Origin of the sequence: Halomonas sp. JS92-SW72, from assembly GCF_003547075.1 — a bacterium.
Taxonomy (GTDB): Bacteria; Pseudomonadota; Gammaproteobacteria; order Pseudomonadales; family Halomonadaceae; genus Halomonas; species Halomonas alkalicola.
The window spans coordinates 3,146,106-3,166,800 of record NZ_CP032147.1; the positions used below are offsets into that span (position 1 = coordinate 3,146,106).

Annotated in this window: 20 protein-coding genes and 2 pseudogenes; 16 read left to right on the plus strand and 6 right to left on the minus strand. The window is 67.2% G+C overall.

Annotated features, from left to right (window positions below; translation table 11 throughout):
* Window positions 1-41 precede the first annotated feature (41 nt).
* Both D1793_RS14760 and D1793_RS14765 read right to left on the minus strand, forming a co-directional pair.
* The gene (locus tag D1793_RS14760; protein ID WP_119022827.1) at window positions 42-1,250 is read right to left on the minus strand and encodes a 3-oxoadipyl-CoA thiolase; all 1,209 of its coding nucleotides are present in this window, start codon (window positions 1,248-1,250) and stop codon (window positions 42-44) included.
* Window positions 1,251-1,263: 13 nt separating this feature from the next.
* Window positions 1,264-2,814, minus strand: a complete 1,551-nt coding sequence (locus D1793_RS14765) for a 3-hydroxyacyl-CoA dehydrogenase (RefSeq protein WP_119022828.1) — start codon at window positions 2,812-2,814, stop codon at window positions 1,264-1,266.
* Window positions 2,815-3,024: 210 nt separating this feature from the next.
* Between D1793_RS14765 and D1793_RS14770 the strand changes: the two genes are divergently transcribed.
* The 16 genes and pseudogenes from D1793_RS14770 to D1793_RS14845 all read left to right on the plus strand — a co-directional run bounded on the left by D1793_RS14770 (window position 3,025) and on the right by D1793_RS14845 (window position 17,760).
* On the plus strand, window positions 3,025-4,176 hold the full coding sequence (locus D1793_RS14770; RefSeq protein ID WP_119022829.1) for an acyl-CoA dehydrogenase family protein: 1,152 nt from the start codon (window positions 3,025-3,027) through the stop codon (window positions 4,174-4,176).
* Complete coding sequence (locus D1793_RS14775; RefSeq protein WP_119022831.1) at window positions 4,176-5,777, plus strand: AMP-binding protein; 1,602 nt, start codon at window positions 4,176-4,178, stop codon at window positions 5,775-5,777. The genes D1793_RS14770 and D1793_RS14775 overlap by 1 nt, the downstream gene beginning before the upstream one ends.
* Entirely contained in the window at window positions 5,774-6,193 is a 420-nt protein-coding gene (locus D1793_RS14780) for a PaaI family thioesterase (protein ID WP_119022832.1), read from the plus strand. Before D1793_RS14775 ends, D1793_RS14780 begins: the two co-directional genes overlap by 4 nt.
* Window positions 6,190-7,584: a hypothetical protein gene (locus D1793_RS14785; protein ID WP_240407683.1), complete on the plus strand. Its 1,395-nt coding sequence runs from the start codon at window positions 6,190-6,192 to the stop codon at window positions 7,582-7,584. The genes D1793_RS14780 and D1793_RS14785 overlap by 4 nt, the downstream gene beginning before the upstream one ends.
* A 246-nt stretch (window positions 7,585-7,830) precedes the next feature.
* A pseudogene (locus tag D1793_RS14790) lies at window positions 7,831-8,040 on the plus strand (acyl-CoA dehydrogenase); the annotation flags it as partial.
* Window positions 8,041-8,084: 44 nt separating this feature from the next.
* Window positions 8,085-8,834, plus strand: coding sequence for an electron transfer flavoprotein subunit beta/FixA family protein (locus tag D1793_RS14795; protein ID WP_119022834.1), 750 nt, complete (start codon window positions 8,085-8,087; stop codon window positions 8,832-8,834).
* 14 nt (window positions 8,835-8,848) lie between these two features.
* Window positions 8,849-9,787 (plus strand): FAD-binding protein, encoded by a 939-nt coding sequence (locus tag D1793_RS14800; protein WP_119022835.1) that lies wholly within the window; start codon window positions 8,849-8,851, stop codon window positions 9,785-9,787.
* A 64-nt stretch (window positions 9,788-9,851) separates the two neighbouring features.
* Window positions 9,852-10,817, plus strand: coding sequence for a nitronate monooxygenase family protein (locus D1793_RS14805; RefSeq protein ID WP_119022836.1), 966 nt, complete (start codon window positions 9,852-9,854; stop codon window positions 10,815-10,817).
* A gap of 240 nt (window positions 10,818-11,057) precedes the next feature.
* Window positions 11,058-11,411, plus strand: a pseudogene (locus D1793_RS14810) (TRAP transporter large permease subunit); the annotation flags it as partial.
* Window positions 11,409-12,221: a DUF1826 domain-containing protein gene (locus D1793_RS14815; RefSeq protein WP_346426396.1), complete on the plus strand. Its 813-nt coding sequence runs from the start codon at window positions 11,409-11,411 to the stop codon at window positions 12,219-12,221. The pseudogene D1793_RS14810 and the gene D1793_RS14815, both read left to right, overlap by 3 nt.
* An 18-nt stretch (window positions 12,222-12,239) precedes the next feature.
* Window positions 12,240-12,668 carry a TraR/DksA C4-type zinc finger protein gene (locus D1793_RS14820; protein WP_119022837.1) on the plus strand — a complete coding sequence of 143 codons (429 nt, stop codon included), beginning with the start codon at window positions 12,240-12,242 and terminating at the stop codon, window positions 12,666-12,668.
* Complete coding sequence (zigA, locus tag D1793_RS14825; RefSeq protein ID WP_119022839.1) at window positions 12,668-13,888, plus strand: zinc metallochaperone GTPase ZigA; 1,221 nt, start codon at window positions 12,668-12,670, stop codon at window positions 13,886-13,888. Before D1793_RS14820 ends, zigA begins: the two co-directional genes overlap by 1 nt.
* 3 nt (window positions 13,889-13,891) lie before the next feature.
* Window positions 13,892-14,983: a GTP-binding protein gene (locus D1793_RS14830; protein ID WP_119022840.1), complete on the plus strand. Its 1,092-nt coding sequence runs from the start codon at window positions 13,892-13,894 to the stop codon at window positions 14,981-14,983.
* A 323-nt stretch (window positions 14,984-15,306) separates the two neighbouring features.
* Window positions 15,307-16,656: a magnesium transporter gene (mgtE, locus tag D1793_RS14835; RefSeq protein WP_119022841.1), complete on the plus strand. Its 1,350-nt coding sequence runs from the start codon at window positions 15,307-15,309 to the stop codon at window positions 16,654-16,656.
* 150 nt (window positions 16,657-16,806) lie between these two features.
* Complete coding sequence (locus tag D1793_RS14840; protein WP_119022842.1) at window positions 16,807-17,415, plus strand: undecaprenyl-diphosphatase; 609 nt, start codon at window positions 16,807-16,809, stop codon at window positions 17,413-17,415.
* A 99-nt stretch (window positions 17,416-17,514) separates the two neighbouring features.
* The gene (locus D1793_RS14845; RefSeq protein WP_119022843.1) at window positions 17,515-17,760 is read left to right on the plus strand and encodes a hypothetical protein; all 246 of its coding nucleotides are present in this window, start codon (window positions 17,515-17,517) and stop codon (window positions 17,758-17,760) included.
* Window positions 17,761-17,810: 50 nt separating this feature from the next.
* Here D1793_RS14845 and D1793_RS14850 read toward each other — a convergent pair whose 3' ends face one another.
* The 4 genes from D1793_RS14850 to D1793_RS14865 all read right to left on the minus strand — a co-directional run bounded on the left by D1793_RS14850 (window position 17,811) and on the right by D1793_RS14865 (window position 20,629).
* Complete coding sequence (locus D1793_RS14850) at window positions 17,811-18,941, minus strand: aminoglycoside phosphotransferase family protein (protein WP_119022844.1); 1,131 nt, start codon at window positions 18,939-18,941, stop codon at window positions 17,811-17,813.
* 7 nt (window positions 18,942-18,948) lie between these two features.
* A complete protein-coding gene (locus tag D1793_RS14855; protein WP_162899981.1) occupies window positions 18,949-19,536 on the minus strand; it encodes a GNAT family N-acetyltransferase in 588 nt (195 codons plus the stop codon).
* Between the two features lie 284 nt (window positions 19,537-19,820).
* Window positions 19,821-20,240, minus strand: a complete 420-nt coding sequence (locus D1793_RS14860; protein ID WP_119022846.1) for a CrcB family protein — start codon at window positions 20,238-20,240, stop codon at window positions 19,821-19,823.
* Window positions 20,237-20,629 (minus strand): CrcB family protein, encoded by a 393-nt coding sequence (locus D1793_RS14865; protein ID WP_119022847.1) that lies wholly within the window; start codon window positions 20,627-20,629, stop codon window positions 20,237-20,239. Before D1793_RS14865 ends, D1793_RS14860 begins: the two co-directional genes overlap by 4 nt.
* Window positions 20,630-20,695 lie beyond the last annotated feature (66 nt).

Here is a 20,695-nt window from a genome sequence, read left to right on the forward strand (position 1 = left end):
GCGTCTTGGCCGGGGAAGGGAATGCCAGGCTTCTTCGGGCCTCAGCCCTCCAGGCGCTCGATCACGCAGGCGATGCCCTGACCGACGCCGATGCACATGGTGACCAAGGCGTAGCGACCACCCGAGGCCTCCAGTTGGCGCAGGGCAGTCAGTGCCAGACGTGCCCCTGAGGCGCCCAGGGGATGGCCTATGGCGATGGCGCCGCCGTTGATGTTCAGGCGACTGTCGTCGGCCGAGAGCCCGAGCTGCTTGATGCAGCCCAGGACCTGCACCGCGAAGGCTTCATTGATCTCGATCACGTCCATCTGATCCAGACTCAGCCCGGCTCGCTCAAGGGCCTTCCGGGAGGCAGGCACCGGCCCAAGCCCCATGATGCGGGGCGCCACGCCCGCCACGGCACCGGCCAGGATACGCGCCCTTGGCCTGACGCCTGCCGTATCGCCTGCCTGCCGGCTGCCGACGATCAGGGCGGCGGCGCCATCATTGAGGCCCGAGGCGTTGCCGGCGGTGACCACGCCGCCCTCGAACAGAGGCGACAGTCGACCGAGCTTGTCGGCATCGGTCCCAGGTCGCGGGTGCTCGTCCCGGTCGACCAGCACAGGGGGCTGCTTGCGACCCTGGAGTACCTCGATACCGAGGATCTCCTCGTCATAGAAACCGCGGGCCTGAGCGTCGCCGTAGCGTGCCTGGGAGCGTGCCGCGAAGGCATCACTCTCGGCGCGTCCCAGTCCCAGGTCGTGGGCCACGTTGTCGGCAGTCTCCGGCATGCTGTGGCTGCCATAGGCCTGGGCGATCCAGGGGTTGGGGAAGCGCGAGCCGATCACCGTGTCGTAGAGCGGCTGGTTGCGGGCGAAGGGGGAGTCCGCCTTCCCCAGTACATAAGGAGCCCGGGACATGGACTCCACGCCGCCGGCCAGGAACAGCTGCCCCTCGCCGGCGCGGATTGCCCGGGCGGCATCCATCACCGCGGCCAGGCCGCTTCCGCAAAGGCGGTTGACGGTCTGGCCGGCGACCTCGACCGGCAGGCCGGCCAGGAGAGCGCCGTGGCGGGCTACGTTTCGCGAATCCTCACCAGCCTGGTTGGTGCAGCCAGCCAGCACCTCCTCGTAGTCTTCGGGGGCGAAACCGTTGCGCTCGACTAGGGCTCTCAGAGTCCTGCCCAACAGTTCATCGGGGCGCACAGCGGAGAGGCTGCCGCCGTGGCGACCGAATGGAGTACGAACTCCGTCGTAGATGAAGGCGTCGTGCATGGGAAAACTCCTGTCAGATCGGTTGGGCCGTGGTGGTCAGTGGCAGTCCCAGGGCGGCGCGTCGGCGCAGCCAGGGGCTGGGGCGGTAGCGGGGGTCGCGGGTGGCGGCGAACACGTTGTCGAGGATCGTGAGGATGCGCTGGCTGCCGTAGTGGTCACCCATGGCCAGCGGGCCCCGGGGATAGCCCAGCCCCAGTTCCACTGCGCGGTCGAGGGTGGTGGGCTCAGCCACGCCCTGCTGGGCGATCTCGGCGCCGACGTTGACGATGCAGGCGACGACACGCTGGAGCACGAAGCCGTTGCTGTCGTTGAGAGGACTTACCGGCGTGCCATCGTCGCCGAGCAGGGCCCAGGCGGCATCCCGATAGCGGGTCCCGGTGCCCGGGGTGGTCATCAGGCTGCGGCGTCGGTCGAGGCCTGCCAGCATGTCGACGGCCACGCAGCGGTGGGCCTCGAGTCCCTGGCGAAGGGCCGCCGTGGTGGTGTCTTCGCCCAGCGGAGTGATCAGGCAGAGCGACTCTCCGGTTGGCCGCTCGCCCCGATCCAGCGGCCAGCCGGCAGCGGATACGAGCGCCGAGAGTGCCCGGGCGGCCTCGGGGTCTTCGGGGCTTATCCATACGGGTAGGGGATCAGCTGCCGGCGGAGCCGGTTCCGCCGCCACTACCGGCTGGCCATCCTCATAGCGATAGAAGCCCTCGCCGCTCTTGCGGCCGAGCAGGCCAGCGGTGAGGCGCTGACGGGTAATCGGTGATGGGCGGAAGCGCGGCTCCTCGTAGTACTGGTGATAGATGGACTCCATCACCGCGTGGGAGACATCGAGGCCGGTCAGGTCGAGCAGGCTGAAGGGGCCCATGCGAAAGCCGCCCTGATCGACAAGCAGGCGGTCGATGGTGGTGTGGTCGGCGACACCTTCGCTGAGCAGTCTTAGCGCTTCGGTCCCATAGGCGCGACCGGCGTGATTGACCAGGAAGCCTGGTGTATCGGTGGCGCGAGCGGTGAAGTGGCCCATGGCCTGTCCCAGCGCCTCGACACGATCGGCGACATCGGCCGTGGTGCGCAGGCCAGGAATGACCTCCACAATCTTCATCAGCGGCACGGGGTTGAAAAAGTGAAAGCCGATGACTCGTTGCGGCAGACGGCAGGCGGAGGCGATGGCCGTCACCGATAGCGACGAGGTGTTGGTGGCGAGAATGGCCTGGTCATCCAGAATGGCTTCCAGGTGCGTGAAGAGTTCCTGCTTGACCTCGAGGTTCTCGACGATGGCTTCCACCACGATGTCGCAGCCCGCCAGGTCTCTCAGATCGGCGGCTTCGTGCAGTCGGTCTCGGTAGCAGGCCAGGTCCTTCTCGTTCAGGCGCCCCTTCGTCACCCCGCGTGTCCAGACGTCGGTAATGAAGCTCCTTGCCTCTTCCACCGCGCCTGCGCGGGCATCATGGAGGCTTACCTCGAGCCCGGCCTGGGCGGCCAGTTGGGCGATGCCGCGGCCCATGGCGCCGGTGCCGACGATGCCCAGGCGACGGAAGGGGAGGGCTGAAGTGGCTTCCAGGGGCGGAGCGTTCGACATGGCGGGGTTCTCCTCTCGAATCTGTGTCGGGCCAGGGTGCTGACTTTATTCCGCAAAGCGGAACTGCATTCCGTTTATTGACTCCCATCCTAGGCTATGCAAAAGTGCCTGACAACAGATGCGAACGACAATTCCACAATGCAGAACCAGTGCTCCTGACGCTGCCGCCCCCTGGGGACCTGCCTGCCACTCGACCTGTGAGGACACGCCATGATTCGCGATCCGGAACTCCTGAATCAGCTTCTCGATACCATTTCTCGTTTCGTGCGCGAACGACTGATTCCCAACGAGGCACGCCTGGCCGAGGACGATGCCGTCCCCCCCGAATTGCTCGCGGAGATGAAGGAGATGGGGCTGTTCGGCCTGTCGATCCCCGAAGAGTACGGCGGCCTCGGCTTGACCATGGAGGAAGAGGCGCTGGTGGCCATGGAGATCGGCAAGACCTCTCCGGCGTTTCGCTCGGTGTTCGGCACCAACAACGGCATCGGCGCCCAGGGCATCCTGATCGATGGCACGCCGGAGCAGAAAGAGCGCTATGTGCCGCCGCTGGCCACCGGCGAGATCCTGAGCTCATTCTGCCTCACCGAGCCTGACGTCGGTTCCGACGCGGCCAGCCTGCGTACCACGGCGGTACGCGACGGCGATCACTACATCCTCAACGGCACCAAGCGCTACATCACCAACGGTCCCGAGGCGGACCTGTTCACCGTGATGGCAAGAACGGATCCCGATAACAAAGGTGCCGGTGGCATTTCGGCCTTTATCGTCGAGGGCGACACTCCCGGTCTCGAGCGTGGGCCTGCCGACAACAAGATGGGGCAGAAGGGCGCCCATACCTGCGACATCATCTTCAACAACTGCCGGGTGCCGGCCGAGAACATCATCGGCGGGCGCGAGGGACAGGGCTTCAAGACAGCGATGAAGGTGCTCGACCGAGGTCGCCTGCATATTTCCGCTGTCTGTGTCGGTGTCGCCGAGCGGCTGGTCGAGGAATCGCTCCGCTATGCCATGGACCGCCAGCAGTTCGGGACGCCTCTATCCGGGCATCAACTGATCCAGGCGATGCTCGCCGACAGCAAGACCGAAGCCTATGCCGGCCGCACCATGGTCCTCGATGCCGCGCGCCGCAAGGATGACGGCGAGGACGTGTCGACCCTGGCCTCGTGCGCCAAGCTGTTCTGTGCCGAGATGGTTGGCCGTGTTGCCGATCGTGCGGTTCAGATCCACGGCGGGGCAGGTTACATGGCGGAGTACGCCGTCGAGCGTTTCTACCGCGACGTGCGGCTGTTCCGTATCTACGAGGGCACCACCCAGATCCAGCAGATCGTGATCGCCCGCAATATGGTACGGGAGGCGTCCTGATGGCCCTTTCCGTGACACACCGGGCGCCCGACGAATCTATCTTCGGACGCCTGGCCAGTGAGCTGGTGGCGGAGCTTCCAGAACGCCTGAGTACCCGGGTGCTCGACAATGCCAGGCGCATTCCCGATCAGCCGGCACTGGTAGATGGCGAGGTCCGCTGGCGCTATGCCGATCTTGGGCGCGAGATCCTCGAGGCCCGGGAATGGCTGGCCTCGCTGGGGATTCGTCCGGGCGACCGTCTGATGACGGTCGGAGAGAACAGTCGTGCCCTCGTGGTACTGCTGCTGGCCGCCAGCGAACTCGATGCCTGGGTGGCGATCGTCAACTCGCGCCTGACGGCCAAGGAAATCGACCTGATCCGCGATAATTGTCTGCCGCGGCGCATCTTCTACACCAGCGAGGCGTCCCCCGATGCGGACGCGCACGGCTGTCGGCACGGTGCCGAGCCCCTGGTGCATCCCAGCCTGGGCGCGCTGCGGGTAGGGAGGCTGGCCGACAGCGATCCGGAACCGGTCGCGGCCAGTGGTGCCGAGCAGGTCGCGGCGATGATCTACACCTCAGGGACCACCGGCACCCCCAAGGGCGTCATGCTGACCCATCGTGGCATCCTCTATATCGCTTCCATCTCGGGTGGCATGCGCCATCTCAGTGAGGGGCAGCGCGTCTATGGGGTGCTGCCGATGTCCCATGTCTTCGGTCTCTCCTCGGTGTGCATGGGATCGCTCTACAACGGTGCCTGCCTCTATACGGTGCCGCGCTTCGATGCGGCGATGCTGCTGGACGCCCTGAAGCGGGAGCGCATCACCGTCCTGCAGGGCGTTCCGGCCATGTACGCGCGAACCCTGGAGTTTGTGCGCCGGCAGGGACAGGCCCTGGAAATCCCCGCGCTGATCTATATCTCTGCAGGCGGCTCGCCTCTGGATGCCGACATCAAGGGGAGAGTGGAGACCGCTTTCGGCTTGACCCTGCACAACGGCTACGGGTTGACCGAGGCCAGTCCGACCATCAGCCAGACCCGGATCGACGATCGCCACGTCAGCAATACCGTGGGACGTGTGCTGCCGCTGCTCGAGTATCGCCTGGAGCCCCTGGGTGCCAGCGGCGATAACGCCGATGACGGTGACGAGGTGGGTGAGCTCTGGGTGCGGGGGCCCAATGTGATGAAAGGTTATTTTCGTCAGCCCGAGGCAACGCAAGCCTGCCTCAGCCAGGATGGCTGGCTCAACACCGGCGACATTGCACGCATCGACGAAGATGACCAGCTCTATATCGTGGGGCGCAGCAAGGAGCTCATCATCCGCTCCGGGTTCAACATCTACCCACCCGATGTGGAGGCGGTGATCAACGAACATCCTGATGTGACGCTCTCGGCCGTGGTGGGGCGTCAGGTATCGGGCAACGAGGAGGTGGTGGCCTTTGTTCAGTGCGAGCCCGGCGCGGATCTCGAGGAGTCGGCGCTCAGGGCCTTCATTGGCGAGCGGCTGGCGCCCTACAAGCGGCCCTCGCAGATCGTCATGGTGGAAACTCTGCCGGCGACGGCCAGCGGCAAGATCCTCAAGGGGCGGCTGCGCGACCTGGCACAAGGGAAGGACCTGTCATGAGTGATGCCTTGCCGTTGTCGTGGCGGATGGTGGGCTTTCAGGAGCTGCTGGGCGTTCGCGTCGTCGACTGGGAGCCTGATCAGGTGGTGCTCGAGCTGACAGTAGAGCCCCATCATCTCAACCGCAGCGGGATCGTGCACGGTGGTGTTCTATGTACCTTGCTGGATGTGGCCTTGAGCTTTTCAGGCCTGCACTGCGAGGCGCCGGACCAGCTGCGCAAGGCGATGACGCTGTCGCTCTCCACTACCTTCGTTGCGCCGGCCAGGGGAGCGACGCTTCGCGCCGTGGGTCGGCTGGAAGGGGGAGGGCGCAGCACCTTCATGGCCAGCGGTAAGGTATTCGACAGCCAAGGCAACCTCGTGGCGATGGGGGAAGGCTCCTTTCGTCGGCGTCGGGGAAGCGAGGTCGAGGTGTGAGAGAGCCAGTGAGCCGGGATCGCCTGAGGGCTTCCCTACTGCTGGTAGTGACGCTGGCGACCCTGGCAGACCTGGTATTCGTCAGCGCCCAGTCCCAGTGGTTGGCCATGGTGGCACTGGGAGGCTATCTGCTCACTCTGCGTGGGCTCTCAGCCATGGCCCTTACCCTGCTGAGCGCTGTGGCCCTGCTGAGTCTGGTAGCGCTGTGGCATCACTCCGACCCCTTGGCGCTGCTGCGTGAGGCGGCCGGACGCTTCGCCTTCTTCGCGACCTTTCTGGTGGCGCTGGGCCTGCTTCGACTACCTGCCTGTCGTTCCAGGCTAGTGAAGCGCTGCGGGCATGCCATGCTGCTTCAGCCACCCAGTCGACGTTATCCGATCCTGTCGCTGGGCTCGGCGCTGTTCGGCATCATTCTCAACATCGGCGTGTTGAATCTCGTGGCCGCCATGATAGAGAAGAGCAACACCCTGGCGGCCGCTCAGGGGCGCCTGTGGGTCCAGAAGGCACGGCAGCGGCGCATGATGCTGGCACTGCTGCGCGGTTTTTCTCTGGCGCCACTGGTGTCGCCCATGGGCATCGGCATGGCGGTTGTGCTCTCGAGCATGCAGGGCCTGCGCTGGCTCGAGCTGGCGCCCTACGCCCTGGGTGCGGCGCTGCTGCTGTTCCTGGCCGGCTGGGGGGTCGATCGAGTCACCGGCCCGCGAATGCGGCCGACCAGGGAGCATGCGGTTCCCTCGCTGAGGCCCCTGGGGCGTTTCTCCCTGTTGCTGCTCTCGCTGGTGGCGTTGATCTTCTCTCTCTCCTGGGGGCTCGATCTTCGGTTGCCCATCGCCGTGCTGTTGGGGGCGCCCCTGGGGGCTTTCCTTTGGCTCTGCTGGCAGTTCCGTGGCCATGGCAGGGCGGGAATGCCGGCGGCCACCATTGCCCTGCACCGCGGGCTGCCCAGGCTGGTGTCACCGGCGTCCAATGAGATCGTGGTGCTGGGGGCGGCAGGTTATCTGGGCCACCTCTGTGTGGGGCTGGTGGATGGTTCGGCCCTGGCCGGGAGTCTCGGCTTCCTCTCATCGCTGGGGGCCGGCACGGCGGTGATCGCCATGCTGCTGGTGGCCGTGCTGGCCCAGGTTGGCATCAATCCCATCGTCAGCGTCACCCTGCTGGCAGGCATCCTGCCGACGCTGGGCATCGAGGGACTGTCGCCGCCCATTCTGGCGGTCTCGCTTCTGGTGGGGTGGACGCTGGCGCTCATGTCATCCCCCATGACCGTCTCGATGCTGATTCTTTCCAGGTTCACGGGCGTTTCGTCGCTGCGGATCGGCTATCGCTGGAACGGCCCTTTTCTCTGTTTCGCCATGCCGCTATTGGCGGCGTGGTTTCTGGTAGCACGCTTTTAAGCATGGCAATTACCGCTTGTCCGTGGCGTGGTCGTTCAGCGCCATTGGAAAATGAAATTCAGTTCTGCAAAACGCAACGGTCCGGCATGGACCAAGTGATTTTCACCACAGGCCATAACGGCTAGTAGAGGAAACGCCAACATGTCCCAGATGCCCGCCTTCCACTGGCAGGACCCGCTGCTCCTCGACCAGAAGCTCACCGAGGAGGAGCGCATGGTGCAGCAGAGCGCTGCCCAGTTCGTCGCCGAGGACTGCGGGCACACCGCCCGCCAGCACACCCTCATGAAGCGCAGCAGCTGCGGCAAGGCGCTGGAGATCGCCCGCCTGGCCCGCAACATGCTGGGCGGCAACGGCATCAGCGACGAGTTCGAGGTGGTGAACACCTACGAGGGCACCCACGACGTTCACGCGCTGATTCTGGGGCGGGCCCAGACCGGCCTCCAGGCTTTCTGCTGAGCGCCGACTCGGCGCACCCAACAACAAGCTACGGGAGATACGCCATGAAAGTCCTCGTCGCGGTCAAGCGCGTCATCGATTACAACGTGAAGATCCGGGTCAAGCCGGATCACTCCGACGTCGACCTCACCAACGTCAAGATGGCCCTGAACCCCTTCTGCGAGATCGCCGTGGAAGAGGCGGTGCGCCTGAAGGAGCGCGGGGTCGCCACCGAGGTGGTCGCCGTCACTGTCGGTCCCAAGGCCGCCCAGGAGCAGCTGCGCACCGCGCTCGCGCTGGGCGCCGACCGCGCGATTCACGTCGAGACCGACGAGCGCGTCGAGTCGCTGGGCGCCGCCAAGGCGCTGGCCAAGCTGGTGGCAGAGGAGCAGCCGGGCCTGGTGATCCTCGGCAAGCAGGCCATCGACACCGACAACAACCAGACCGGCCAGATGCTGGCGGCCCTCACCGGCCTGCCTCAGGGCACCTTCGCCTCCGAGGTGAAGGTCGAGGGCGAGAAGCTCCAGGTGACCCGCGAGGTCGACGGCGGCCTGCAGACCGTCGAGCTGAGCCTGCCCGCCATCGTCACCACCGACCTGCGCCTCAACGAGCCGCGCTACGCCAAGCTGCCGGACATCATGAAGGCCAAGAAGAAGCCGCTGGACGTCAAGACCCCGGCGGATCTCGGCGTCGAGGTGGCCTCCAAGGTCAAGCTGCTCAAGGTCGAGCCGCCGGCCGAGCGCCAGGGCGGCGTCAAGGTGGGCTCCGTGGATGAACTGGTCGACAAACTCAAGAACGAAGCCAAAGTGCTTTGATAGGAGCGGATCTCATGAGCATTCTGGTACTCGCGGAACATCACGACGGCGCCCTGGCCGGCGCCACCGCCCATGTGGTCGCCGCTGCCAAGGCCATTGGCGGTGATATCGACGTGCTGGTGGCAGGCGAAGGCGTCGCCGCCATCGCCGAGGCCGCCGCCAGGCTGGACGGCGTCTCCCGCGTCCGCGTGGCCGACCACGCCGCCTACGCCCACCTGCTGGCCGAGCCCACCGCGGCGCTGCTCAACGAGCTGGCCGGCGACTACACCCACCTGCTGGCGGCCGCCTCCACCACCGGCAAGAACGTGCTGCCCCGCGTCGCCGCCCTGCGCGACGTCGCCCAGATCTCCGAGATCATCGCGGTGGCGTCCCCGGACACCTTCAAGCGCCCGATCTACGCCGGCAACGCCATCGCCACCGTGCAGAGCGAGGACGCCCTCAAGGTAATCACCGTGCGCACCACCGGCTTCGATGCCTGCCCTGATAGAGGGACCGAGGGCGGCAGTGCCGCCGTCGAGGCGGTGGACTTTGTGGCCGACAACGCCCAGTCCACCTTCCTCAAGGAGGAGCTGGCCAAGTCCGACCGCCCCGAGCTCTCTGCCGCCCGGGTGGTGATCTCCGGTGGCCGCGGCATGGGCAATGGCGAGAACTTCAAGCTGCTCGACGGCATCGCCGACAAGCTGGGCGCGGCCATCGGTGCCTCGCGCGCCGCGGTGGACGCCGGCTTCGTGCCCAACGACATGCAGGTGGGCCAGACCGGCAAGATCGTCGCGCCTGAGCTCTACATCGCCGTGGGTATCTCGGGTGCCATCCAGCACCTGGCCGGCATGAAGGACTCCAAGGTGATCGTCGCCATCAACAAGGACGAGGAGGCGCCGATCTTCCAGGTGGCCGACTATGGCCTGGTGGCCGATCTCTTCCAGGCGCTGCCGGAGCTTGAGCAGAACCTGTAACGATGGTCGGGATCTTCCCTGAATGGGCCTACTTCGGTGGGCCTTTCGTCTATCAGGAGACACCATGCTGGATTGGTTTGAGGACTCCCTGCGACTGCCGGTGATTGGTTCACCGATGTTCATCCTTTCCGGTCCCGAACTGGTGCTGGCTCAGTGCCGTGCGGGTATCCTGGGTGCCTTCCCCGCACTCAATGCTCGCCCCGCGGACGCACTGGCGGATTGGCTCTCTCGCATCACCGAGGGGCTTGCCGAAAGCCGAGAGGCCGAGTCCGGACGCAGGATCGCTCCCTTCGCGGTCAACCTTATCGTGCATCCCACCAATGATCGCCTCGAGCACGATCTGGTGCTGTGTGCCGAGTTCCGAGTGCCTCTGGTGATCACCAGCCTGCACGCCCCGGATCGTGTCGTGGCGCGAGTGCACGAATATGGCGGGAAGGTCTTTCATGATGTGACGACCCTGCGCCATGCGCAAAAGGCCATCGAGTGCGGCGTGGACGGACTGATCCTGGTCGGCCACGGTGCGGGTGGGCACGGTGGGCGCATAAACCCTTTCGCCTTCGTGGCTGAGGTAAGACAGTGGTTCGATGGCCCTCTGGTCCTGGCCGGCGGTATCGGGCGCGGTGAGCAGATCCTGGCGGCCCAGGCGCTGGGTGCCGATCTGGTCTACATGGGAACACGCTTTATCGCCAGTCACGAAGCCAGTGCGGTGGAGGCCTACAAGCGTATGGTGGTCGACTCCCGGGCGGCCGACATTGTCTACAGCGACCTCTTTACCGGGGTGCACGGCAATTATCTGCGAGCCAGCATCGAGCGAGCCGGCCTTGATCCCGACGATCTCCCGACTGGTGACAAGCGCCAGATGCGCTACGGGTCTGGCGGCGGCAGCAAGCCCAGGGCGTGGCGGGATATCTGGGGGGCCGGCCAGGGTGTCGGGGCTATTCAGTCCAGGCAGAGCGTGGCCGAGATCGTGGACGAACTGGAGCGAGATTACCGGGCGGCCCGGCGGCGGTGTTTCCAAGACGTGAAGTAACTGGTGGGAGATCGGCTCCGCCGGCGGTTCGACGCTTCAACGAATGGCGCCGCAGGCGCCCGGCGGTGTAGCCTGCCGTTGGCTAACACCGCCTGGGAGCCCTTCGGTCTCCATTCGCTCCGCAAAGCGCGGCTCCCACCAGAATGAATTGGCGTCGGCAGCAGCGATCAGTCTCCGAGGTCATGAGCTCCCTTCGGGGGCACAACGAATTGCGCTCCCGCGGGGGGAGCGCAAGAGTACGCCACCGCCTTCACCGGGGTCTTCTCCCGCGGCGGCGGCATGACGGTGATCAGCGACCTGGTGCTGGCGATGCCCGGCGGCACCGTGGGCGCGATGATCTTCATGCTGTTCCTGGTCTTCCTGCTGGGCATGTTCCTGGACTGGACCGGCATCGTGCTGCTGAGCTTCCCGATCATGCTGCCGATCGTCCAGCAGCTGGGCATCGACGTGCTGTGGTTCGTGGTGATGGTGGCGGTGGTGCTGCAGACCTCCTTCCTCACCCCGCCGTTCGGCTATGCGCTCTTCTACATGAAGGGGGTGGCGCCCAAGGGGGTGGAGATCATCGATCTCTACAAGGCGGTGCTGCCCTTCGTGTGCCCACCGGCAACACCCAGCGCCCGCCATGCCCCGCATGGCGGGCGCTCTGCCATCTTGGCTATTGTCACGCTGCGCGCTTGGCTTCGCCGCCCAAAAAAGATACGTTATAACATCTCTATATTTTGGCGCCGTGGAGTCTTCATCATGCCGACACCCGCTCTTGCTGTCCCCCTGTCCGATGCGGGGTTTACCCGCCACCTGGCCTTGGGTGACGAGATCGACGTCCTGCCGCGCATCTTCGAGGACGATATCAACATCGCCGTGATGCGCCGGCGCCTCTCGGCGGCGCTGCAGCAGAGCGTTCTGGCCCAGTGCCAAACCGAGCGCGCCTGGCAGCTGGCCTGGCTGGGTCAACCCGGCGAGGACCTGCGCGCCGACCTGCTCAAGGGGCTGCCGGCCCCCGAGGCGGCCGAGGCGCTGGTGGAGGACGTCCAGCTGCTGGCCGAGGCCATGGCCTACCTGTTCGATACCGATACGGTGGGCATCCGCCTGCGACTGCTGGACGCCGCCATGTGCCCGCGCTTCCACGTCGACAACCTGCCGGTGCGCCTGGTGACCACCTATCACGGCCCGGGCAGCGAATGGCTCCCCGAGGAGGCCGTCAACCGCGAAGGCCTGGGCGCCCCCTCGGCGGAGAAGCCCGAGATCGTGCGCGACCCCGGTGCCATCCAGCGGCTCGTGGCGGGCGACCTGGCCCTGCTCAAGGGGGGCGGCTGGGAGGGCAACGAGCACCGCGCCCTGGTGCACCGCAGCCCCGCGCTGATCGAGGGGCAGAAGCGCCTACTGCTGACCATCGACCCCGCCTGACGCCCGCAAGAGACCCCCATGCCCTATGCCCCCGAAGAGGCGCGCCTGCTGGCGATGCCCGACGACGACTACATGAACGACGAGCAGCTGGCCTTCTTCCGCGACCGGCTGCTCGAGGAGAAGGCACAGGTGGAAGAGCACCTGCGCGAGGTGCGCGCCGCCATGGCCTCCCATGAGCGCGACAGCGACGAGCTGGACCAGGCGGCCTTCGAGGAGGAGCTACGCCTGCAACTGCGCCAGGCCGATCGCGAGACCCGCCTGCTGGCCAATATCGAGGCGGCCCTGCGCCGCATCGACGCGGACGACTACGGCTACTGCGAGGAGACCGGCGAACCGATCGGGCTCCCCAGGCTGCTGCTGCGCCCCACCGCCAGGCTCTGCCTGGAGGCCAAGGAGCGCCAGGAACAGCGCGAGAACCACTACCGCAAGACCCGAGGTGACGGCTGATGACATCCCTGCACACGCCCCTGCCGGTGACCGTGCTCTCCGGCTTTCTGGGCGCCGGCAAGACCACCCTGCTCAACCATATTCTCGCCAACCGCGAGGGCCGCCGGGTGGCGGTCATCGTCAACGACATGAGCGAGGTCAATATCGATGCCGCCCTGGTGCGCGGCGCCCCCGGCGACGAGGAGGAGGTGACCCTCAACCGCGCCGAGGAGCGGCTGGTGGAGATGAGCAACGGCTGCATCTGCTGCACCCTGCGCGAGGACCTGCTGATCGAGGTGCGCCGGCTTGCCGAAGAGGGGCGCTTCGACACCCTGGTGATCGAATCCACCGGCATCTCCGAGCCGTTGCCGGTGGCCGAGACCTTCACCTTCGCCGACGAAGAGGGCCGGAGCCTCTCGGATGTCGCTCGCCTCGACACCATGGTCACCGTGGTCGACGGCGCCAACTTCCTTACCCAGTACCGCGAGGCGCAGTCCCTGGCCGAGGCGGGCGAGAGCCTGGGCGAGGAGGACGAGCGCAACGTCGCCGACCTGCTGGTGGACCAGATCGAGTTCTGCGACGTGCTGCTGATCAGCAAGAGCGACCTTCTCACGCCCGCCCAGCTCGACGAGCTCACCGCCGTGCTGCGCTCGCTCAACCCCGAGGCGGAGCTGATCCCCATCACCCACGGCCAGGTGCCGCTGGAGAAGGTGCTGGAGACGGGACGCTTCAGCTTCGAGCGCGCCCAGCAGGCGCCGGGCTGGCTCAAGGAGCTGCGCGGCGAGCATGTGCCGGAGACCGAGGAGTACGGCATCTCGAGTTTTGCCTACCATGCCCGGCGCCCCTTCCACCCGCAGCAGTTCTTCGAGCTGCTGCATGGCGACTGGTTCGGCGGCAAGCTGCTGCGCTCCAAGGGCTTCTTCTGGCTCGCCACCCGGCCGCAGTTCGCCGGCCAGTGGAGCCAGGCAGGCGGCATCGCCCACTACGGCTTTGCCGGCATGTTCTGGAAGGCGGTACCCGAGTCGCGCTGGCCGGAGGACCCCGACTACCGCGCCGCCATCCTCGACAAGTGGCAGGAGCCCTTCGGCGACATGCGCCAGGAGCTGGTCTTCATCGGCCAGAACCTCGACGAGGCGCGTATCCGCCAGGCCCTGGACGCCTGCCTGCTCAGCGAGGAGGCGCTGCTGGCCGGCAAGGAGGCCTGGCAGGCGCTGCCCGACCCCTTCCCCGCCTGGGAGTGACCCATGCACGAGGCAGACCTCACGCCGGTCACGGTGCTGACCGGCTTTCTCGGCAGCGGCAAGACCACCCTGCTCAACCACCTGGTGCGCCAGCCCGCCATGCGCGATTCGCTGGTGGTGATCAACGAGTTCGGCGATATCGGGCTCGACCACCGGCTGGTCACCAAGGGCGACGAGCACAGCGTGGTGGAGATGAGCAGCGGCTGTCTCTGCTGCACCATCCGCGGCGACCTGAGCCGAAGCGTCCAGCAGGCCTGGGAAGCGATCGAGCGCGACGGGGGCCGGCCGATCTCGCGGATGATCATCGAGACCACCGGCCTGGCCGACCCGGCGCCCATCCTGCACACCCTGATGACCGACCACTGGCTCGCCCAGCGCTTTCGCCTGGACGGCGTGGTCTGCCTGGTGGATGCGGCCAACGGTGTCTCGACCCTGAACGCCCATCGCGAATCCCAGCGCCAGGCGGCGGTGGCCGACCGGCTGCTGCTGACCAAGACGGACCTGGTCGATGAGGAACAGCTGTCACGGCTGGCCTGCCAGCTGGCGACGCTCAACCCGGCCGCCGAGCAGCTGCAGGTACGCCATGGCGAACTGGCGGCCGAGCATGTCATCGGCGGCGGCTTGCCTGCACAGGGGCGGCGCGCCGACCGTTGGCTGCGCGCGGCGTCCTACGCTCAGGTCTCACCCGCCGCGGGCATCTCACCGCCGACACAGGGCGCCCTGGTCTCGATGATGGCGCCCGCGTCCTACCCGACGCTCACCCGCCACGGCGAGCAGATCCGCTCCTTCTGCTTCACCGTCGAGCACCCCATCGAACCTGAGGTGCTGGAGGACTGGCTGGACCTGCTGATGTCGCTGCTGGGCGAGAAGATCCTGCGGGTGAAGGCCATCGTGAAGATTGCCGGGCGCGAGCAGCCGCTGGCGCTGCACGGCGTGCAGAATATCTTCCACCCACCGGTGACGCTGCCGGCGGAGGCCTGCCCAGACGGGGTCTCGCGCTTCGTCTTTATCACCAATGGCGTGGCGCCCGAAGCCGTGACCCGGCTGTTCGACTACTTCCAGGCGCCGCAACTCCTGGAGACTATCCGACCTTAATAGATCAGGCGTCCAGGTTACGAGTGGCAGCGCCTGCATGCCCGGCGAGCGCCGAGGAGGCCTTGGCATGAGGCACCTGGCCGCTCAAGGCAATCGCCAATCGATCTCAATTGACCCTCATCTGACTCGCGACTAATATGCTGGCGCTGCTGCATGGCAGCGAAACCCCTTGAGGAATCAATGGAACCTCCGAGTCGCTACACGACCGACAACTTGATCGACCGCGCCGCGTCGAACGTCGTGGTGCGCCGGAGCTCGCCCGCGCCTACCCCCTAGGCTCTGGTTCCTGCGCGCCCGCCTGACGCGCGCCAAGGAGCCACACCATGAGCTACATCGAGCTCGCTGCCGACCTGCGCAGCGCCATCGAGCAGCAGGACACCGCTGCCATCCGCCACCTGGTCGCCGAGATGCAGCTGGCCGACCTCGCCGAATTCATCCAGCACGAGCAGGAGGACACTACCCTCTCCCTGCTGGACTACCTGCCCCTGGACGAGCGCGCCAGCGCCTTCGGCTATCTGGAGGAGGAGACCCAGAGCGCGCTTGCCGCCGAGATGGACGACGCCACCCTCGCCGAGCTGCTGCACCACATGAGCGCCGACGAGCGTGCCGACCTCTTCAAGCTGCTCGACGAGGCCCGCCAGCAGGGGCTGCTGCGCCGCCTGGCCCACGCCGAGCGCGAGGACATCCGCAAGCTGGCCAGCTACGAGGAGGGCACCGCCGGGGCCCTGATGACCTCCGAGTACGTGGCCGTGCCGGCCGAGATGGACGTGGCCACCGCCCTGGAGAAGGTGCGCCGCACCGGCCCCAATGCCGAGACCATCTACCAGATCTACTGTGTCGACGACGAAGGCCGTCTGACCGGCACGCTGTCGCTGCGCGAGATGATCCTGGCCAATCCCCGCGCCACCCTGGCCAGCCTGATGGTCGAGGAGCTGGTGGTGGCCAAGGTGGACACCCCTCAGGAAGAGGTGGCCAGGCTGATCTCGCGCTACGACCTGATGGCCCTGCCGGTGACCAACGGCGGCGAGCGCCTGGTGGGCATCGTGACCTACGACGACGCCATGGACGTGGCCGAGGAGGAGGCCACCGAGGACATGCACAAGAGCGTCTCGGTGGGCAAGCTGGAGGGCGGCCTGCGCAGCGCCAGCCTCTTCGACCTCTACCGCAAGCGCATCGTCTGGCTGGTGCTGCTGGTGTTCGCCAACATCTTCTCCGGCGCCGGCATCGCTTACTTCGAGGAGACCATCGAGGCCTATATCGCCCTGGTCTTCTTCCTGCCCCTGCTGGTAGACAGCGGCGGTAACGCCGGCTCCCAGGCGGCGACCCTGATGGTGCGCGGGATGGCCACCGGCGATGTGCGCACCCGGGACTGGGCTCGACTGCTCGGCCGCGAGGTCAGCGTGGCCATCGCCCTGGGCCTGACCATGGCACTCGCCGTCTCGGTGGTGGGGATCTTCCGCGCCGGCACCGAGATCGCCATGGTGGTCGCCATGAGCATGGTGCTGATCGTGATCATGGGCAGCCTGATCGGCATGATCCTGCCCTTCCTGCTCAATCGCCTGGGCTGGGACCCGGCCACCGCCTCAGCGCCGCTGGTGACCTCCATCGCCGACGCCGTGGGCGTGCTGATCTACTTCGCCATCGCCACCGCGGTACTTGGCCTGCCCGCGTGACGCCCGGGCAAGGGGCGACCTCATGGTCGCCCCATTGTCCCCGCCCGGGCGCATCGTCATACTCCTGTCACACACTGCAGAAAGGCCGCGCACCGGGTCACCCGCCGATGCGGACCTGCGCCCCCCTCAAGGACGACGCCCCGACACCTCATGCTCACGGAAAAGACGCTCAATCTCGCCCTGTTCGCCCAGTTGAATGCCGCCCCCGACAGCGATCCTCGCCTGCTGCTGCTGGCCGAGGTCGCCGCGGTCTATCTGATCTGGCTGGTGCCGGCCCTGCTGGTCATCGGCTGGCTGCGCGGCAGCGACCGCCTGAAGCGTCCGCTGCTCGAGGCGTTCATCGCCACCCTGTTCGCCCTGGCCGCGAGCTGGCTGATCGGGTACTGGTGGCCCACGCCACGCCCCTTCATGATGCCGGTGGGGCAGACCTTCCTCGAGCATGCGGCGACGCCCGCTTTCCCCAGCAACCATGCCACCATCATGCTGACCATGGGTTTCAGCCTGCTGCTGCACACCGGCACCCGTCGCATCGGCCGCTACCTGCTGCTGCTGGCCGTGCCGGTCGCCTGGGCGCGGGTCTTTCTCGGCGTGCACTTCCCCCAGGACATGCTGGGCGCCCTGCTGCTGGCCGCCGGCGTGGCCGCGCTGGTCGGCATCAGTCGCAGCTGGCTGATCCTGCCCTTCTATCACCACGTGGCGAGGCGGCTCTACCACCTGCTGTTCGCGCCCTTGATCAGCCGAGGCTGGGTGGAGCGCTGAGCGCTGCCACCCTGTCCGCCCCACGGCATTCCGGCACTCGCCACTCCCGGCTCAAGCGCCGATACTGGAGGCAGCCCCATCAGCCCCCGGAGCCACTCCATGAGCGAACACGAACGCACCATCATGGCCTTCGATGATCAGGGTCGAGAGGTGATGATCGACATCCTGGTCAGCGTGAAGGAGCTCGGCGAACTCACCCGCGCCGGCCCGGTCAGCGGCGAGCCCGCCCTGCGCACCCGCGAGGGGCACCCGGTGACCTACCTGGGCGCCGGCGAGTTCTCCGTGACCCTGCCCGGCGAGGAGAGCGACCTGATTGTCAGGACCAGCGACCCCGATTTCACCTGAGCACTCCGACGCTCCCCCCGTCGCCGGCATCAAGGAGACCCTCTCGGCGATCAGCGGTGGTCGGCCAGCTTCCGGCAGCGCCGGCGCAGCGCCCTGCCCTCCTCCGTCTGCACCAGGCCCGGCCGGTCGAGCCGCTGGAAGAGATAGGTAAAGCCCGCCACGCCCAGACGCTGAACCCGGCCACCGCCGGCCAGGGAGTCGGCGACCTCCCCCGGGAGGCCGCGCATCAGCAGGGCCAGATCGAAGCCGATGGGCAGCCGGCCCCAGCGCTCCCAGTCGATCAGGGCAATCTCGCCCCGCTCGGCATCCACCAGCACGTTCTCCCGATGCAGGTCACCGTGTGACAGCACCCGTGGCAGGCGCCAGAGACGCGCCAGCAGCCAGAGCAGGAAGCGGCGCTCGCCGCGGGCGCGCAACGGGGACAGGGCGTCCCCCAGGGCCTGGCGCATGAGGCGATTGAGCAGGGGGCGACCGGGGCCGGTACCCTCGCGAAGACCCGCGCGCTGCGATGCGCCGAATCGCTGCAGGCGAGAAAGCTCCGCCATCACCGCCGGCAGCCAGGCCTCCCATCCGGGGCCGCAGCAATCGAGCGACTGACCAGGAAAGAAATCGAAGATCAGCGCCTGGCGCCGGTCCAGCTCGACCCGCTGGCGCAACACCGGACTGGCGACACCCGCGGGGCCAAGCACCCGCTCATGAAAGTGCTGAAGGAGGTCCGCGTCGCGCGGGGCCACGCCGAAACGCGCCACCCGCGGGCCCTCCTCGAGCTCCAGCTTCGCTGCCGCCACCTGGCCGGGCTGACCAAACAGCGGCCGGAATCGCGACACGGGCAGCCGCTCGGCCAGCGCCGCTATCTCGGCATACTCCGGGTGGCGAGCGGCCAGCGACACCGGCAGCCAGCCATCGCTCTCCTCGGTCAGGTAGAGCCATGGGCTGTGGCGCAGCGGCCGCCCCTGGGGCGTGGTCACCCGGACGACATCCCCGCAGGCGAGCGCGAGCGGGGCACGAAAGCCGACGCGGCCATCGGCCGATAGCCCTGCCGCCTGCACATCGGGGCGCGGATTCGTGCAGGCAACGCTGCCCACCGCGGCGCCATTGACCGATACCAGCACCCGGGGCCCAGGGCTCCACCCCGAGACCCCCTCGGCCCACACGCGATCGACGAAACCGCTCACCGACATGATTGCCCTACCACCGCTTGATCATTTGGGTCAGCTCGCGATCGCGCAGCCAGCTCGCGCGCAGCGGCAGCCGGCGACGTCGCTTCACCTGGAACCCCAGCGCCGCATAGAGGGCCTCGGCCCGCGGGTTGTTGCCCCACACCTCAAGATCCGCCCGCCGCACGCCCTGCTCGGACAGCAGCGCCAGCCAGCGCTCCAGCAGCTGCCGGCCGAGGCCCCGGGCGCGAAAGCGCTCGTCGATGATGATGCGATAGAGGTAGGCGTCGAAGCGGCGGAAGCGCCACTGCACCAGCCGGTAGAGCGCCCAGCGCCAGGCCGCGCTGGCGGCGCCGAACTCGGCGCGCAGGTCCTCATGGTAGAGACGATGCGGCCCCTCGCCATCCAGATAGAACTGGAGATAACCGGCCACCTCGCCATCGACCTCGATGAACAGGACCCGCTCCCAGTTCACCCCGCTCGCCAGCAGGCTCCGCCGCTGATGGGCCCGACCCAGCAGGGGCCGCAGGAACGACGGCGAACTCGACGCCAGCCGAACCTCCTCGGGCCGCGCCAGCGCTCCCTTTCTCACCTGATAGGTCACCACTCCCTGGCTCACGCCGTCCACCTCTCGACTCATCCTGTCGGCCTACAGCCTACCCCGTCTCGATGGCCACCTGAAGTGGCTCCCGTCCGGCCCATGGTGACTGACGCAGTAGAGGCGATACCCCGGTGCCCGTCCACCCGGCGATGGCATCATGCCAGGGTGTCACGCTTCGCAGAACGCAGCGGCCCATGACGCCAGCGACCGGGGAGAGTGCATAACGAAAGGCTCCAGGATCTGGCGGATCGGCTTGGGTCTCTCGGCCGTGCTGGCCACCGTCGTGGCGGTGCTGACCATGCTCAACGCCGCCCCCGCGCCTGGCGCATCGTCCTGGCGACCCGCTGCCCGTGCCAGGCCGCGGCGAACCAGAGCGGCAGGCTGGCAGCCACGTAGGCCACGGCCAGCCAGGGGCGGCCGAGCGTGATCAGATGAAGGGTCTCGAGGCTGAACAGCGAGAAGGTAGTGAAGCCGCCGCAAAAGCCGGCCACCAGGAAGGGTTGCCAGCGTGCCATGCGGCCGTGGGTGTAGCGCCCACCCAGGGTGGCCAGCCAGGCGATCAGCCAGGAGCCGACAACATTGACCGCCAGGGTCCCCCAGGGGAAGAGCGGGCCGAAGAGCGCCAGCGCCCCCATGGAGACCAGATAGCGCAGCAGGCTGCCCAGGGCACTGCCGAGCCCCACCGCGGCATAGGGAAACAGGGGGGAATACCCGCGGCTCATGCGCCACCTCCCGCCAGCCACCAGCCAAGCGCCGCCAGGGCGATACCCGCCAGGCAGGTGGCCAGCACGTTGGCCACGGCGCGGCGCGGATGGCCGCTCTGCCAGAGGGTGAGGGTCTGCAGGCTGAAGGAGGAGACCGTGGTGTAGCCGCCCAGCAGCCCCACCACCAGCGCCAGCCAGGCCGAGGAGAGTTCCAGGCTGGTGGGAATTCCCAGCCGCGCGGCCCACCAGCCCGCCACCAGCGCACCGCTTAGATTGACTGCCAGGGTGCCCCAGGGAAAGCGCGCGCCCAGCCAGTGGCTGAAGAGGTTGGTCACCGCCAGGCGGCCCATGCCGCCCAGCGCGCCTCCGACTGCCACCAGCAGCAAGCTGGATGCTCCGATCCCCATGCTCAATCTCCCTCGGTCGCCTCTCGATGGTTCTCGCGCAGCACGAGTCTACCCGATCCCCCTGAC